The organism is Halomonas sp. ISL-56, assembly GCF_018612805.1.
Classification (GTDB): Bacteria; Pseudomonadota; Gammaproteobacteria; order Pseudomonadales; family Halomonadaceae; genus Vreelandella.
On record NZ_JAGGRO010000006.1, the window covers coordinates 73,579 to 88,920 of the forward strand.

Annotated in this window: 15 protein-coding genes; 14 read left to right on the forward strand and 1 reads right to left on the reverse strand. The window is 55.8% G+C overall.

All coding sequences use genetic code 11. The features are described from left to right. Nucleotides 1-128 precede the first annotated feature (128 nt). The 4 genes from J7J49_RS05460 (at nucleotide 129) to nudK (ending at nucleotide 2,960) form a co-directional block, all read left to right on the forward strand. A complete protein-coding gene (locus J7J49_RS05460; protein WP_215090846.1) occupies nucleotides 129-1,136 on the forward strand; it encodes a helix-turn-helix domain-containing protein in 1,008 nt (335 codons plus the stop codon). Between the two features lie 132 nt (nucleotides 1,137-1,268). Then, complete coding sequence (locus tag J7J49_RS05465; protein ID WP_215090848.1) at nucleotides 1,269-1,967, forward strand: hypothetical protein; 699 nt, start codon at nucleotides 1,269-1,271, stop codon at nucleotides 1,965-1,967. Between the two features lie 80 nt (nucleotides 1,968-2,047). After that, entirely contained in the window at nucleotides 2,048-2,176 is a 129-nt protein-coding gene (locus J7J49_RS22645; RefSeq protein WP_285222406.1) for a hypothetical protein, read from the forward strand. A 187-nt stretch (nucleotides 2,177-2,363) separates the two neighbouring features. Further along, entirely contained in the window at nucleotides 2,364-2,960 is a 597-nt protein-coding gene (gene nudK / locus J7J49_RS05470; RefSeq protein ID WP_215090850.1) for a GDP-mannose pyrophosphatase NudK, read from the forward strand. 154 nt (nucleotides 2,961-3,114) lie between these two features. On the opposite strand, the gene J7J49_RS05475 is transcribed toward nudK, so the two are convergent. Further along, nucleotides 3,115-4,017 carry a helix-turn-helix domain-containing protein gene (locus tag J7J49_RS05475; RefSeq protein ID WP_215090852.1) on the reverse strand — a complete coding sequence of 301 codons (903 nt, stop codon included), beginning with the start codon at nucleotides 4,015-4,017 and terminating at the stop codon, nucleotides 3,115-3,117. Nucleotides 4,018-4,163: 146 nt separating this feature from the next. Between J7J49_RS05475 and pobA the strand changes: the two genes are divergently transcribed. The 10 genes from pobA to J7J49_RS05525 all read left to right on the forward strand — a co-directional run bounded on the left by pobA (nucleotide 4,164) and on the right by J7J49_RS05525 (nucleotide 15,342). Further along, a complete protein-coding gene (pobA, locus tag J7J49_RS05480; RefSeq protein ID WP_064235742.1) occupies nucleotides 4,164-5,348 on the forward strand; it encodes a 4-hydroxybenzoate 3-monooxygenase in 1,185 nt (394 codons plus the stop codon). A 348-nt stretch (nucleotides 5,349-5,696) separates the two neighbouring features. Beyond that, nucleotides 5,697-7,796 carry a methyl-accepting chemotaxis protein gene (locus tag J7J49_RS05485; RefSeq protein ID WP_215090853.1) on the forward strand — a complete coding sequence of 700 codons (2,100 nt, stop codon included), beginning with the start codon at nucleotides 5,697-5,699 and terminating at the stop codon, nucleotides 7,794-7,796. Nucleotides 7,797-7,922: 126 nt separating this feature from the next. After that, on the forward strand, nucleotides 7,923-8,960 hold the full coding sequence (locus tag J7J49_RS05490) for a TRAP transporter substrate-binding protein (protein ID WP_215090855.1): 1,038 nt from the start codon (nucleotides 7,923-7,925) through the stop codon (nucleotides 8,958-8,960). A 62-nt stretch (nucleotides 8,961-9,022) separates the two neighbouring features. Beyond that, complete coding sequence (locus tag J7J49_RS05495; protein WP_215090857.1) at nucleotides 9,023-9,499, forward strand: TRAP transporter small permease; 477 nt, start codon at nucleotides 9,023-9,025, stop codon at nucleotides 9,497-9,499. Continuing rightward, on the forward strand, nucleotides 9,496-10,785 hold the full coding sequence (locus J7J49_RS05500) for a TRAP transporter large permease (protein WP_215090859.1): 1,290 nt from the start codon (nucleotides 9,496-9,498) through the stop codon (nucleotides 10,783-10,785). The genes J7J49_RS05495 and J7J49_RS05500 overlap by 4 nt, the downstream gene beginning before the upstream one ends. Before the next feature lie 72 nt (nucleotides 10,786-10,857). Further along, nucleotides 10,858-12,015 carry an amidase gene (locus J7J49_RS05505; protein ID WP_215090861.1) on the forward strand — a complete coding sequence of 386 codons (1,158 nt, stop codon included), beginning with the start codon at nucleotides 10,858-10,860 and terminating at the stop codon, nucleotides 12,013-12,015. After that, a complete protein-coding gene (locus J7J49_RS05510) occupies nucleotides 11,996-13,141 on the forward strand; it encodes an acyl-CoA dehydrogenase family protein (RefSeq protein WP_215090863.1) in 1,146 nt (381 codons plus the stop codon). The genes J7J49_RS05505 and J7J49_RS05510 overlap by 20 nt, the downstream gene beginning before the upstream one ends. Before the next feature lie 36 nt (nucleotides 13,142-13,177). Further along, complete coding sequence (locus tag J7J49_RS05515; RefSeq protein ID WP_215090865.1) at nucleotides 13,178-13,522, forward strand: IacB protein; 345 nt, start codon at nucleotides 13,178-13,180, stop codon at nucleotides 13,520-13,522. Between the two features lie 60 nt (nucleotides 13,523-13,582). Then, nucleotides 13,583-14,851 (forward strand): aromatic ring-hydroxylating oxygenase subunit alpha, encoded by a 1,269-nt coding sequence (locus J7J49_RS05520; protein WP_215090867.1) that lies wholly within the window; start codon nucleotides 13,583-13,585, stop codon nucleotides 14,849-14,851. Next, nucleotides 14,848-15,342: an aromatic-ring-hydroxylating dioxygenase subunit beta gene (locus tag J7J49_RS05525; protein WP_215090869.1), complete on the forward strand. Its 495-nt coding sequence runs from the start codon at nucleotides 14,848-14,850 to the stop codon at nucleotides 15,340-15,342. The genes J7J49_RS05520 and J7J49_RS05525 overlap by 4 nt, the downstream gene beginning before the upstream one ends.

Genomic DNA, 15,342 nt, shown 5'->3' on the forward strand with positions numbered 1-15,342 from the left:
TGTCCATCTCTGCAGAACACTTGACGATGGCTGCAGCGGTGGGTTGCCAAGCGCAAGCGTCTGGAGCAAGCTAAATAGGTGTGGAGACCAATCAATAACAGAAACAATAAAATCGGAGTCACCCTGATATGAATGCCCTTACCTCAAGGGGGGCAGCATACCCCGATAGCGCACCGTTATTTTCGTTAAGCACCACCAGCCTGGAATGTTTCGTGGAAGCCAACGACAGGCATCTGTTGCCCCTGGAGGTTTCGCCGTTAACGCCCGCATTTTGCGCTCAGCTGCGAGGGCGCGCGTTGCTGCGAAGCTGGCTGGTAGACATCGCCAGTTCGCCGGTGCGCGTCGCTCGCACCCCGCGGCTGGCGGCCCAGACCAGTGGTGATCACCTCTTCAAGCTGGTCTGGCAATTACACGGTGGCGCGCTGATGAGCCAGGGTGGGCAAACTATCCGGTTAGCCCCTGGAAAGATGACTATTTATCGGCTATCTAGCCCCTACCGGTTGCATACCTACGGGGAGTATCGTGCCCTGATGTTGAGAGTCGACCTTGCCGATATGCCTGAATGGCGACGCTTAGCCGAACGCTGTGAAGGGCTTGCCATCCCTGTAGATGCCGCTGCGTATGCCGCGCTAGCCGCACTGCGTGTTCAGCTTAGGCGTGACAGTGATCCATCGGTAGCTCAGGTGGAAGATGCTGCCTTGGAGCTGGTGTTCGGCTCACTCTGGCGCTACCAACGAGAACAGCTCTATAACGCCCCCATGCCCAGCGAGCGACTTACCCAAGCACGACGTATGGTGCTTGAGCGCCTTGCCGATACATTGCTGGCGCCGGAAGATCTGGCCTATGCCCTGAATATCTCGGTACGCGGGCTCTACGAGGAGTTCCGGCGTTATCGTATGGCACCACCGGCCGCGTTTATCCGTGAGCTACGCTTGGAGCAGTGTTACCTGGCGTTATTAGATACGGCGCTGCAACAATGCAGCATTACGCATATTGCCCTGGAGCACGGCTTTTCTGATGGTGCGCATTTTGCGCGGGTGTTCCGCAAGCGCTATGGGGTCTCCCCCGGGGATCTTCGGGCGCGGCGAAAGCACTCGGGCTTGCCGTCGGGCGCTATAACGGCTTCGCGTCTATGACTGGGTGTGGTGCTAGCGTTGCCGAAACTCGCGCGGTATAAGCGTGGTAGTGCTGAGTTTCAAAAATGACGCTAAACCTTATTTTGGCTTCATGTCTAGAGGAGTCTGACCATTAAGCCGCGATTATCGGTTTTGACACTAGCCGTTGCGTTACTTCTTGCTACCGGTTCGACATTTGCCGAGCCGCCAACCCTCTTTGAGCACTGGGTGCCCTCTGGCTGGAAGCTCATCTCAAGTGCAACGGGCGACTTGAACCGAGACGGTGCAGATGATGCGGTGCTCGTGGTCGAAGAAGTGAGTGCTGACAACCTATTTGAGAATGACGGGTTTGGGTCACCCGTTCTCAACCTTAATCCTCGCCGCCTTATTGTGCTGCTTAATACCCAAAGCGGGTACCGTACGTTTTTGACCCGCGATAATCTACTGCCCAGTGAGCATAGTCAGGAGAATCCGTGCTTGGCGGATCCACTACTAAGTGAAGGAGATATCTCGATAGCGCGTGGGCGAATCCTCGTCGCGTTGGGCACTTGGCTGAGCTGTGGAAGCTATGGGGTCTCACGGCAGGCATTTACCTTTCGGCTTGAGAGCGAGCAATTCCGGCTAATCGGCTACGACTACTCAGGGTTCTCGCGCAGCACGGGGGAAGTAACCGAAGTGAGCGTTAATTACCTAACGGGTAAAAAGAAGACCACAACCGGCGGTAATATGTTCGAGGAAATGACTCCTTCAGTGTCATGGAGCCAGATTTCTGAACCGCACCAGTTCTATCTCGAAGACATATCACTCGACTGCTTTTCAAGCGATAGCGCCGGATGTAGCTGGTATCGATAGGCAAAGTGCAAGCATTGGACTAAAGTCTAGTGCTTGGCTATGCTGTTAGCATCCTCACTAAATTGTCAGGTACCACTGCCATGATCTCCGCTACTAACGCTTCCTTGATTAAACGAACCCTGGGCGTTGCCTATCGGCTGCTTGAGCGAATGACCGAGCGTGCCTACCGCCACCACCGGGCGCACCTGTTTAATCGCTACGGTATCTAAACGCTCAGTTGCCCGTAGCTTTGACATTGGGTCGAGAGACACCAAAAAGGGTCAGCGCATTTGCGCTGGCCTTTTGGCATTTTGAAAAGCTTTTTTGAAAAGCTATTATCTGCAATTTAAGCAATGAACTATCAGTATTTTAGTTTATTGTTAAGCTTCTTAGTATGGCTTATATCGTGAGAGTGCTATGGATACTAAAGTTAAAAATATCGAGAAAACATTATTGTCGGATAACTGGTATACCCTCAATAAATACTCATTTGATTATCAAAAACCAGATGGCGAATGGGAGAGGCAAGAGCGTGAAGCCTATGACCGAGGTAATGGATCGACAATACTTTTATACAATAACAGTAAAGGTAGTGTCATATTGACTCGCCAGTTTCGTTTGCCCACATTTGTTAATGGCAATGCCAACGGAATGTTAATCGAAACATGTGCAGGGTTGCTAGATGAAGATAATGCTGAAGATTGTATTAAAAAAGAAGCCGAGGAAGAAACGGGTTATAGGGTCGATAAAGTAAAGAAAATATTTGAAGCCTATATGTCACCGGGCTCGGTCACCGAAAAACTTTACTTTTTTGTGGCTGAATATTCAGACGACATGAAAGTTTCTTCAGGAGGCGGTTTAGAGCATGAGCAGGAAAATATCGAGGTGTTAGAGCTAGATTTTAATGACGCTTACGCCAAGATTAGCTCGGGAGAAATTCAAGATGGTAAAACCATAATGCTGCTCCAATATGCAAAGCTCAATCAGCTTTTTAGTTCTGATAAAGGCGAATAAGAATACATTAAAAAGCGCTTCACTACGTGTCGGTGGTGCTCCAAATTTTAGTTGGCTGCTAGGCGGCTAAAGGGTCTCACCAGCTTCAGACCCTTGGCTGGCTTCAGCGTTGGTTAGCTCTCATTGCCAGCCAGATAGCAACACGGCTTCGCGCCTATGACTGGGCGTGCTGGCGCAGCCGAAACTCCCGCGGCGAGAGCGTGGTATTGCGCTTAAAAAAGCGTGTGAAGTAAGCCGGTTCAGAGAAGCCCAAGCTGTCGGAGACCTGGCCGATGGTCATATTGGTATAGGTGAGCTGACGCTTGGCTTCCAGCAATAAGCGTTCATGCAGCAATTGCAGGGCGCTGCGCCCGGCGAGCTGCCGGCAGAGCAGGTTCAGGTGCGCGCTACTCACCCCGATCTGCTCGGCTAACTGCTCAATACTTGGCTGCTCGCGATAGTGGGCGTCGATCAGCGCTTGATAGTGCTCTAAATGCTGCCGCCCTTTGTCACTTTGGCGGGGGCCATAGCGTTTTGCCGTGCGGCCTGCATAAGCACAAAGACGCGATAGCTCGACTACCAAGGCTTGGGTAAGTGCTTCGAGTAGGCTGTTGCGTCCGGGGGCCGGTTGGCGGTACTCCTGGTCGATCTGGGCCACCAGCGTGGCAATTTTGTCGGTCTGGTTTGGCTGGAGCAGCGGATAGAAGTCGGCTTTTTTTAGCGTACTGCTCTCACCCATTAGTGCATGTAAGTGGTCGGCCAGCGGTTTGGCCAGGGTGATAATGTGTCCTTCCACATCCGGTGAAAAGAGAAAGCCGTGAATAGCCATCGCGGGCACAACGATAGCGCTGGTGCTCTGAAGCTGATGGCTTGTTCCCTCCAGTTCCAGCTCAACGCTACCGTGAGAAATAAACAGAATATGCACGAGATCCGCATGGCGGTGCGGCCGGATCCGCCAGTCATGTAGCTGGCTGCGCTCGGGGATAGACTCGCAGTGGAGCAAGTCGGGCGTGGGCCAGTGCTGCGTCTCGCCATACAGTTTAAAGACCGGAACGGACGTTGCCGATGAGGCTGGCATCACCTGCTTCTCCTATACGACTAAGGTTGGGTAATAAGACGCTAAATGTCCAATAATTGATCTAGATCATGCCTTATTATGCGGCGTGTTTCATTGAAAAATACAAGTCATACGTTTTAGATAATGACAATGATGAGGCATCCCCTATGAAAACACAGGTCGCGATTATTGGCGCAGGGCCTTCAGGCCTATTGCTGGGTCAGCTACTGCATCGTCAAGGCATTGATAACGTGATTGTTGAGCGGCGTAGCGGTGAGTATGTATTAAGCCGTATCCGCGCCGGTGTACTGGAGCAGGGCATGGTGGACTTGCTGCGCGAAGCGGGGGTTGACCAGCGCATGGATGAAGAGGGCCTGCCCCATGACGGTTTTGAGCTGGTTTTTGATAACCGCCGCGTGCGGGTTGCGCTGGACGAACTGACCGGCGGCAGCAAAGTGATGGTATACGGCCAAACCGAGGTCACGCGGGACCTGATGGAGGCCCGCGCCGCCGCTGGCGCGACAACTCTTTACGAGGCGGAAAACGTTCAGCCCCACGACCTGGATAGCGACAGCCCCTACCTCACCTTTGAGTATAACGGTGAAACCGTCCGGCTTGATTGTGACTATGTTGCCGGTTGCGATGGTTATCATGGTGTCTCCCGCCAATCGATCCCTCCAGAGCGTATTAAAGAGTTTGAAAAGGTCTACCCGTTTGGCTGGTTGGGGGTGCTCTCGGACACGCCCCCGGTCTCGGACGAGCTGATTTACGCAAGCCACGAGCGCGGCTTCAGTTTGTGCAGCATGCGCTCTGCCACCCGCAGCCGTTACTACCTTCAGGTACCCTTGGATGAAAAGGTAGAAGATTGGTCGGATGAGCGCTTTTGGGAAGAGCTGAAGCGCCGCCTGCCTGATGACGTTGCCGCAAAGCTGGTGACTGGGCCTTCGATTGAGAAGAGCATCGCACCGCTGCGTAGCTATGTGGTCGAACCCATGCAGTACGGGCGGCTGTTCTTGGTCGGCGATGCGGCGCATATCGTACCGCCCACCGGCGCCAAGGGGCTAAACCTGGCCGCCAGCGATGTGAATACGCTCTATCGGCTAATGGTGAAGGTCTACCAAGAGGGCCGCACGGATTTGATCGAGCGCTACTCGCAAACCTGCCTGAAGCGCATCTGGAAGGCGGAGCGCTTCTCCTGGTGGATGACCTCTATGCTGCACAACTTTTCCGATGAGGAAGATTTCAACAGCCGCATGCAGTTGGCCGAGTTGGACTACGTCACCAGCTCTAAAGCAGGGATGACCACCATCGCAGAAAACTATGTGGGTCTGCCTTACGAATCACTGGAATAGCCTCTCACCTTTCTCCGTTTATCCTCTTGCCCAGGCTTAAGCTTGGGCTTTTTTGTCGTGTGCCATATCTGAACTGGCTAGTGACGTTCTGCAAGGCATGAAGCTGAAGGTAGCCGGAGGCGGAGACTAGATGCTCCTTGCGTTGTGGGCTGTGTGCGGGGCTGTTAGAGAGTAATGCACATATTCAAGTACATACTGTGTATTTTTATTTGAAATTTCATGTGATATTGGTAGTAGGTGGTCGCTTATGTCATACCGGTTGAGCGGAAACCGCCGCTTTATCTCTGTGATTTACCGCAACCATGCTGTTGGACAAATAAAAATCAAACCCCTGCACAGGTTGATGATATGAAATTTAAATCCCTTCGCACATTTGTCACGTTGCTGGCTGGCATCTCAACAATATTGGCGGTGTTATCTTTGTCTGCTTACTTCGTAATGGCAAATACAAGATCACAGAAAGCCACTCAGGTGGGAGCGCAGAACATACTACTGGATGAGACTGAAGGCCGTTTGCATGCCATTGCGTCCTATCAAGCCGAGAGCATACAGGTTCAATTTACTCAGGCACTCGAGATGGCCAAAGGGTTGGCAGCTGTCAATTCCATGCAGGGTGAAGTGTCTTATAACGGTGGGCCCACTCTTGATTTTAATCGTCAGGAGGTAATCGGCGCCATTCGAAAGTATCTGGAAGTCAACCAGGATGTTTCTGTCGCTTATGCTGCCTGGGAGCCTAATGCCTTCGATCAGGATGACGTTTATTCTGACAGTGGCCTGCCGGGACATAGCCCGCAGGGGCGCTTCATGCCCCTGTGGTATCGAGGAGAGAACGGAGATCTCGACATCATGGCTCAGGAAGCAGCCATCATGGAGAGCGAGGTTATTCAGCCCAATGGGTTGCGCGAGGGCGAGTATTATCTCTGCCCACGAGAAACGTTGAGGCCATGTATTACAGACCCTGACGTTTATCAGGTGGGGGAGGAGGAAGTGATGTTGACTTCCTTCGTCGCCCCGATCGTTGTCGACGGCGAGTTTCGCGGTATTGCCGGCGTTGATCTGACGGTAGATTTTATCCAGTCCATGCTCTTGGAGGAAAATAGAGAACTCTATGAGGGATCGGGAGACATGGCCTTGGTGGCTCCGAGAGGGGGGCTGGTAGCGTATACGCATGAGGGAGCCACGCTGGGAGTACCTTTTAGTGAGGCTTTTGATGCCACCTTGCAGCAGCGCATACAGCAGGCCCAAGGAGGCCAGCCTACGTATATCCATGATGCCGAGCAGGGCGTAATCGAATTGTACTGGCCTTTTACTATTGGAGGGGGCGACAACACCTGGGTGCTGATGATTCGACAGCCTGAAGATGCAGTGCTTGCTGGACTGCATGAACTGCAGCGGCAAACAGAGGAACAGCTTGATAGAGACATTCTGGGTATGACGTTGATCGGGCTTTTCATTGCAGGTCTGGGGTTATTGGCGGCATGGTTGGTGGGGGAGAGCATTGCTCGTCCGTTGCGTCGGTTGGCTGAGCGCATGCATGACATCGCTGTCGGCAATGGCGACTTGACCCGCCGCCTGCCCGCCAATGGCCGCGATGAAAGTGCTAGGTTGGCGATCCAGTTCAATGCCTTTGTCGATAAAATAAACGATGTACTACTCGATGTGCGCGACAGCAGCGACTCAGTGCGTGCAGCTGCGAGTGAGATTGCCGTGGGAAGTCAGGATCTGTCGGCCCGAACTGAGGTGGCGGCCTCCCACCTGCAGGAGACGTCGGCTTCCATGGAGCAGCTGACCCATTCCGTTGAACATACCGCTTCAGCGTCTCGGCAGGCAAAGGAGCTCTCCGTCTCTGCTTCGCAAGTCGCTTCCCAGGGCGGTAACGTGGTGTCGCAAGCTGTGCGAACCATGAACGACATTGATAGCGCGTCGCAGCGGATTGCAGAGATCGTCTCAGTGATGGATAGCATTGCCTTTCAAACCAACCTACTGGCGCTCAACGCCTCGGTTGAGGCGGCTAGCGCTGGAGAACATGGCCGAGGCTTCGCGGTAGTAGCAGACGAAGTGCGTCAGTTGGCTGGCCGCAGCGCCGCCGCTGCTCGGCAGATCAAGGAACTGATTGAGGATGCCACCGCCAAGACTCAGGCTGGTTCAGAGCTCGTGCGCGCAGCCGGTGCCACCATGAACGAAATCGTTGCCAGTGTGTCGAGGGTCTCCGATGTGCTTGGCGAAATCAGTGCGGCAACCAGCGAGCAGAGCCAGGGTATCGGTCAAGTCAATCAGGCGGTGGCTGGGCTCGACCAAATGACCCAACAGAACGCGGCACTGGTCGAAGAGTCCGCAACGGCGGCTGATAGGCTCGAGGGTCAGTCACTGCGTCTGGCTGAGACGGTAGGTTCGTTCGTCTTGCTCGAACGGCAGCAGCGATTGGCAACGCTAGATCCTGTGCAGTAAGCCATCTATCGCGTGAGTTCTCATTGTGGCGTATGAGGCTGTTGCATTGCTTGAATTTTCATGTGATATTGAATGTATTGAGTGGCAAGAAGCACCCAACAACAACGATAAAGAGAGATAAGACCCATGACGACGAAGAAAAAAGTGTCAAGCATTCGGCGCTTGGCGGGTGCCACTAGCCTAGTAGGTATGCTGATGAGTCCGCTCGTCGCTGCCAGTGACATCACCCTTAGCTATGCGTTCATTTCGCCTGCCAGCACCTTCCTCGGTGTGCAAATGGAGCGTTGGGCGGAAGAGCTTCATCGTCGCACTGATGGCCGCGTGACCGTCAATACCTTCCCCGGCGGCACGCTTCTAACGGCAAATAACATGTATGACGGTGTGCTGAGCGGCGTTGCGGATATCGGGCTGTCGATCACTTCCTATGAGCCGGGCCGTTTTCCGCTGCTTAATCTGGCCGGTAGCCTGACGGGGCTGGACGTCAATTCGACCGTAGCAAGCCAATCACTCTATGATTTGATTCAAGAGTTCCCCCCCGAGCAGTTGGGCCTTGAGGATTTTAAGGTCATCACTGCGTTTACTTCCGAACCCGGTTATTTACAGACCAAGCAGCCAGTTACTTCACTGGAAGAACTGCACGGCCAGGAGATCCGTGTGCCTGGCGACAGTACCGATGTACTAGCGGCGCTGGGTGGGGTACCGGTAGCGCTCTCGCAGGCTGATACGGGCGAGGCACTGCAAGCGGGAGTCGTCGATGGCTACGTGAGCTCCCGGGAAGTGCTGATGGATCTGGGCTATGCGCGCACCGTTAAGTCCATCACCGACTACCCCTTGACCAATGCGGTGCTGGTGGCGGTTATGAATCGTCAGCGCTGGGAGTCGCTGCCCGAGGATGTTCAGCAGGTTATCGATGAGCTGGGTGCTGAAATGGCCTTTTTCGCAGGTGACTATCTCGATTCTCATGTTGAGGAGTCTATAAAGTGGGCGCGTGAGCAAGAGGGGGTAGAGGTCGTTTCGCTGAGCGACGAGGAAGCAGCGCGTTGGGCCGAACGTCTTATGCCGCTTAATGAGGAGCGTCTGTCCCGAGTTGCTGAGTTAGGGCTCCCCGCCTACGAGTTTAATGAGCGAATGCACGAGCTTTTCGAGCATTACCAACAGCAGTAACGGCTGTTGGTAATCAGGGCCTTGGGTCGGGCGGGGTATTCGGCATTAAAGAGGGAGCATCCATGAATAGATTCACACTCCTAATCAGTCGGCTGTTGCTTGTGCTCGCTGGTATGAGTTTGCTGGCGATGATGTCCTTGGTGGTGACCAACATTATCATGCGTCAGCTGGCGTCTTCGTTCGGTGGAACTACCGAGGTGGTAGGTTGGTTGACGGCGGTGGTGGTGTCATCTTCTTTGGCCTATGCCCAGTTGACCAAGGCGCACATTGAGTTGGACATGCTGGTGGCTAGACTGCCTCAGCGGCTCCAGCGCCTCATCCAACTCCTGGTAGCGGTGGTGAGCCTGCTTTTCTTTACCATGGTGGCATTCAAGCTTTGGGAGTATGGCACTTTTGCCATGCAGCGAGGTGCACTATCGCAATCTCTTCGCCTGGCCATTTATCCGATTATCTATCTGGTCGCCTTCGGCTTTACCGCATTCTGCCTCGTGTTGTTGATGGATGTGCGGGATTGCCTGACCCAGGGGAGAGAGGCATGAGCTTCACAATGGTCGCCATGATTGGCGTATTGGCGCTCTTTCTGCTGATTATCCTGAAGGTGCCGATCAGCTTTGCCATGTTCATCGTCGGCTTCTTTGGGATGCTGCATATCACCAGCCCCATGGCGGCCTATAACATCATCAGCTCCGGTATCTGGGAGCAGCTTTCCTCCTACTCTTTGAGCGTCATACCGCTGTTCGTTTTTATGGGCGAGCTGCTGTTCCGCTCGGGGATTACCGAGAAGCTGTTTGCGGCTGCCTATGCCTGGACGGGGCACCGCCAGGGCTCCATGGCCACGACAACGATATTAAGCAGTGCTGGTTTCGCCGCCGTTTGCGGCTCCAATACGGCGACAGCCGCCACGGTAGGTACTATTGCCCTACCGGAAATGAAGAAATTTGGCTACCACAAAGCGCTGAGTGCCGGCAGCGTGGCGGCTGGAGGTACTCTAGGGGTCATCATTCCCCCCAGCGCGGTACTGATCGTGATCGCTTTGCAAGCCGAGCTTGCCATCCGTGATCTTTTTATCGCCAGCATCCTGCCCGGCTTAATCCTTATGACGCTGTTCGTGCTGACCATTGCTTGCCTTTGCTGGCGCAACCCAGCCATGGCGCCCGCTGGTGAACGCTCCTCCTGGGGAGTGCGCCTGGCCTCTCTTAAAGGGGTGGTGGAGATATTCGTCCTCTTTACTCTGGTGCTGGGCGGTCTGTTCGCCGGCTGGTTCACCTCTACCGAAGCGGCCGCGGTTGGCTGTGTCGGGGCCATTACCCTTATCGGTCTGCGCGGAAGGCTATCATGGGAGATGCTGTGGGAATCATTAAGCAACACCCTTAGAACATCTGCGATGATTCTGATGCTGGTGGCGGGTGCGGTGGTGTTCGGTCGCTTCCTGACCGTCACGCGGCTGCCCTTCCTGGTCGGCGAGTGGGCCGCCGCGCTGCCCCTGCCGGCGGTGCTGGTCATGGCCTGCGTACTGCTTATCTATGTCGTCGGCGGGGCGCTGATGGATGCCATGGGCTTCCTGATCATCTCGATCCCCATTTTCTTTCCGGTGGCGCTGGTACTGGGTTACGACCCGATCTGGTTCGGCATCATGGTCTGCATCGTGACCAGCATGGGAGCGATCACGCCGCCGGTAGGGGTTAACGCTTTCATCGTCAAAAGCCTCGACCCTGAGCTCAGTTTTGGCGATATCTTTCTGGGCGTGGGTTACTTCATGACGCCTTATCTATTGTGTATCGCGTTACTACTTCTAGTCCCCGACATCGTGCTATTCGTCCTTTAATTTGAAGAAAATATGAGTAATAAAGTGTTTTCAAATACTTGAAATTTCATGTGATAAGTGGATAAAAATGCCATGCCACCTCTTATTCAGCATCTCGACTTAGGCACGGGCTCCAAGCGAGTCGTGGTTAAGGACAGCATCGATATCGCCGGCTATCCAACCCAGGCAGGTTCAGCGGCGCTGGCCGACGCGCCAGCGGCAGAGAGGCATGCCGAGATCGTCGAACGCACGCTGGCGGCCGGTTATCGCATCGTCGGCAAAGCCAATCTGCATGAGCTGGCGTTTGGCATGACTGGGCTCAATGCCTGGACGGGAACCCCCGAGAATCCGCGCTTTCCGACGCTGATCCCGGGTGGGTCTTCCAGTGGTTCAGCGGCGGCGGTTGCGGCGGGTTTGGCCGAGATAGGCATCGGCACCGACACGGGAGGCTCGATCCGGGTGCCTGCGGCCTGCTGTGGGGTGTATGGCTTGAAGCCGACGTTTGGTCGGCTCAGTCGACGCGGCGTTATGCCCGCGTCCAGCAGCCTGGACTGCGTGGGGCCGCTCAGCGCCAATATCGAGGAGTTGATCGACTTCATGTCATCCATAGATGCGGGATTCTCGGTCGAAAGCAGTGAAGCGGTGCCACGTATATGCACGCTAGACGTGGCGGCCGATGTCGCAATTCTCGGCACGCTGGAAGCGTATCTCGACGCTGCCGAGTTGGCCGCTGAAAAGCGTGCTTTACCACTGATGGGCGAGGCTTTTGATGCCGCCATGGCGCTGATCAACCGTGAAACCTATATGGCCTGCGGTGTCTGGCTCGACAGTGGCCGCTTAGGGAAAGACGTGGAGAGCCGACTGCGCGCGGCTGCCAAGACCTCCGAAGCCGAGCTGCGCGAGGCGGAAGCAGTGCGCCAGGCCTTCACTGTCGAGGTGGATCGGCTGCTTGAGACTTGCGAAGTACTGGCGTTGCCGACATTGCCGCACTTTCCACTGAGCCGCGCGGCAGCCGAGGAGGGGCAACAGGATCTGGCCATCTCCTCCCTTGTACGGCCCTTTAACCTTTCGGGACACCCTGCCTTGAGCCTGCCTATGTCTCCGAATTGGGGCCGACCGGTGAGCCTGCAGCTCGTCGGCAGGCGAGGCGACGAGGCTGGTTTATGCCGGGCCGCGCGTTACATGGTCAAGGCTCAGCGTGACAAGACCCTACCAATAATAGGAGATATTTATGCACAGCCAGGTCGATAAAACCCAATGGGGCGGCGAGGAGCGCTTTGATGCGTTGCTCGACAGCATCCGCCAACGGCGTGATGAGTTCGAAGCGCAGCGCTACCTCTCGGCGGACATCGTCGAGGAGTTCAAGGCCATCGGCGTCTACCGTGCCATGGTGCCGGCCAGTTACGGTGGCGATGAGAAAACACCCGCCGAGTTTCTGAAAATGGTTGAGGCGATCTCGGCGGCCGATGGCTCTGCCGGCTGGGTTGCCAGCTTCGGTATGAATCCCGCCTATTTAGCTGCCCTGCCCGAGGAAACCATCGCCAGCATCTGGAAGGACTCTCCTGATGTGGTGTTCGCGGGAGGTATCTTCCCCCCCCATCCCGCCGAGCGGGTCGAGCGCGGCTTTCGCATCAAGGGCCGCTGGAAATTCGCCAGCGGCTGCATGGGCGCCTCACTGTGCGGCGTCGGAATCCAGCCCGACGAGCCCGGCGCCTTGCCGCGTATGGCGGTGCTGCCACGCGAGCAAGTTCTCATCGACCCCACCTGGAACATGGTCGGCATGGTCGCCACCGGTAGCCACGACCTAGTGGTTGATGACGCCTATGTCGCTGAGGAGTGGACGTTTGTGCGTGGCGCCAAGGCCAATGTCGACGCTCCCTTCTTCCGTTATCCCGCGTTGGCTTTTGCTGCCCAGGTGCTGGCGGTGACTACGCTGGGACTGGCTCGGGAAGCACTGGATGTGGTGCGTGCCATGGTCGGCGGGCGCAAGTCGGTCACCGGAGCACCCAATCTGGGCGAGCGCGAGTACGCCCAGATTGCCCTGGCCAAGGCCGAGGCACAGGTGCGTGCTGCCCGTGCCTTCTTCTATGACAGCACCGAGTCGGCATGGGACACCATTCAGGCCGGTACCGAGCCGAGTCGCGATCAAACCAACTTGCTGCGTCTCTCCACCACCCATCTGACCCAGGAGTGTGCCGCGGCTATTCGCAGCGTCTACCAGATCAGCGGCATGACCGGCGCCGAAAACAGCCATCCCTTATCACGCATTCTGCGCGACTCCCTATTGTGCACTCAACACGCCTTCATGGGCGAGATCACCTGGAAGAACGCCGGCGCCATCTTCTTTAACCACGACCCCCTGCCGGGCTATTTGTGAACTAGCGACATCATCTGACAAGCGGAGACCAACATTATGCATCGCGTACTTTTTTGCTGCGGCATTAACCAGAACTTCATGAACGCCACCGCGGAGGAGGCCAAGCAGGTGTGGGAGGCCACCCGCGAGATGCTGCAGGGCATCGACGGCCTGCCCGGCCTCACGATCCTGGGCATCATGGATGACGACTGTATCCAGGTCGGCCCCTCCATCGCCGCTCCCTGGACTTTCTACATTATGGCGGATGTACAGGACTACGATTCTGTCGCCAAAGCTTGCAACTTCTTTCGCACCACACCGGTAGGGGACGGCACCTACAAGCTCTGGAAATACTGCCGTGTCGAGGCGCGAATCGGACGCGAGCTCGTCGTGCCCGAGTGATGAGTGAGTCATCGATAAGCCATTGATAACAAGGAAGACAACAGAGATTTCGAGGTCATCATGAGTACCGAAAACAAAATCGACATCACCCCTCACGAGCTCGTATTCAGGGATCATATTCAGACCCCCATGTATGAAGACCCCAAGCTGTTCGAGGAGGAGATGCAGAAAATCTTCAAGAAAACCTGGGTGTGGGTCGCCCACGAAAGCGAGTTCCCTGACAAGGGCTCGTTCAGGCTCTCCCAGGTGGGGCTCGAACCGGTGATCGTGGTGCGCGATAGAAGGGGCGAGATCCATATCATGGTGAACCGCTGCCGCCATCGTGCTGCCACGGTTTGTGAAGTGAAAAAGGGCAAGACTTCATCGTTCCAGTGTCCTTACCACGGTTGGGGCTACGGGCTTGATGGCTCGCTTCGGGCGTTGCCTTACCCCGAGCAATATGGTGACGACTTCGACAAGGCGCAGCATGGCTTGCTCAAGTTACGCACCGAGTCTTATGCAGGCATGGTCTTCGCCACCTTCAACGAGGAGGTCGAACCGCTGGTCGATTTTCTCGGCCCGGTCACCAAGTGGATCGACCTGTTCATGAAGCAGGGAGCGGGGTACCCAGTCAAGGTGTTGGGCGAACACCAGTTCAGCGTGCCGATGAACTGGAAAGTCCAGCTCGAGAACACCACCGACGCTTACCACTTTCCCGTCGTCCACAAATCCTTTCTGCAGTCGTTGGATGGCGAGACAGAGGCAGTCTTCTCCTTCCTGGAACAGGGCAAAGGGTACGTCGAGGATCTGGGTAACGGGCATTCGGTTATGGTCATGATTCCCGAGCTGGTGGATCTCGACGAAAACCTCGAAGCACCGATCCCGGAGCGCTTCGAGGCGCTGGCCCAAGAGCTGCGCAGCGAAGGCTATCCCGAGGATCAAGTAAAACGGATCGTGCGTGCCGTGGGTGGTGCGGGCTTCAACCTCAATCTCTTTCCCAACGTGTCGTTCTCGCTGGCCTTCTTCCGGGTATTGACGCCGGTGAGCGTCGAGCGAACCGACATTCGCCATATCGCCATCGGCATGGAGGGCGGCCCCGAGGCAGCCAACCAGGTACGCCTGCGCCTGCACGAGCACTTTCAGGGGCCTATGGGCTTTGGTTCACCCGATGATGCCGAAGTTTGGGAGCGGATCCAGCGCGGCGTCAAAGGGGGCGCGGAATTGCCCATTCTGCTCAATCGCGGCCTCGACGATGAACAGCCGGGCGAGGTGGGGCCGCGCGGCCATATTAGCGCCGAAACCGGGATGCGGGCGGCATACGACATGTGGAAGAGGATGATGCAGGCATGAACGAGATGATCAAAAAGGAAAAAGGGCTTCTCCTGCGCGACGCGGAAGCCTTCATCTGGGCCGAGGCGGACATTCTGGATCGTCAGGACTACGACGCCTGGCTCGACCTGTGGAGCGACGAAGGCTTCTATACATTACCCATTGGCGATGGCGAGGACTTCGACAACATGCTCAACCTCTGCCATGACGATGCGAAGATGCGTCGTGATCGCATTACACGCTTCCAGCAAGGGTTTTCGATTTCATCGGCCCCCCCTGCACAGACGGTGAGAACGGTATCGCGCTTTGTGATTGTTAAGGTCGAAGCCGACGACGTCACGGTTCGCTGCGCCGAGCACCTGATCGAAGACAAGTTCGGTCGCCAGCGGATCTGGGCCGCGAACCTGACCTACATCCTCATCGTTACGCCGGGCGGCTTCAAAATCCGCCATAAGGTGGCGCGTCTGCTCAACTCCGATGGAATGCTGAACTCGTTCAGCTATTTGTTCTGA